The organism is Streptococcus mitis (genome assembly GCF_002096845.1).
Taxonomy (GTDB): Bacteria; Bacillota; Bacilli; order Lactobacillales; family Streptococcaceae; genus Streptococcus; species Streptococcus mitis_A.
The window spans coordinates 1-432 of sequence record NZ_NCVK01000036.1; the positions used below are offsets into that span (position 1 = coordinate 1).

The 432-nt window shown below is 36.1% G+C and carries 1 protein-coding gene; it reads left to right on the forward strand.

The features are described from left to right. Nucleotides 1-151: 151 nt before the first annotated feature. Nucleotides 152-334 (forward strand): hypothetical protein, encoded by a 183-nt coding sequence (locus B7695_RS06980; RefSeq protein WP_239822270.1) that lies wholly within the window; start codon nucleotides 152-154, stop codon nucleotides 332-334. Nucleotides 335-432: the final 98 nt, after the last annotated feature.

A 432-nucleotide genomic window follows, 5' to 3' on the forward strand; every position in this document is an offset into this window, starting at 1 on the left:
AACACAAAATAACCGAGGAATTCGCTCAAATTAATGAGCGATTCCTCGGTTTTCACTTTATTAAAAGTAAGAGACCTATTTTTTCAGTGGACTCGGTAAAAACGCCCCAGTCTTTTCAGATAAGTCAATCGGGTACGAAGTATTTCTTTCGATGCCAAAAGATGATGGCTCAGTTAAATTGATTAGTCTTGTTGTTCCTACGATAGAGATTGCGAATAAGATTCAGTTCAGACATTTGTATCAGTTAGTCAACCCACGCGGTCGCTATAAGTTCAAAAGTTATGATGTCATCGAAGTTTGGGCTGAAGATGTCAAAGAAGTTAGTTTAAAGTAGAGGGGAAATAGATATGAAAGAAATTTTTAAAGAATTAGATGACTTATCAGCTTTAGACTTGCCCATCGAATTGCGCAAGATTTTAGCAACATACATTA

Excerpts from the sequence above, each read along its gene's own strand:
- B7695_RS06980 (WP_239822270.1), top strand. The coding sequence starts at position 152 with ATGCCAAAAGATGATGGCTCAGTTAAATTGATTAGTCTTGTTGTTCCT.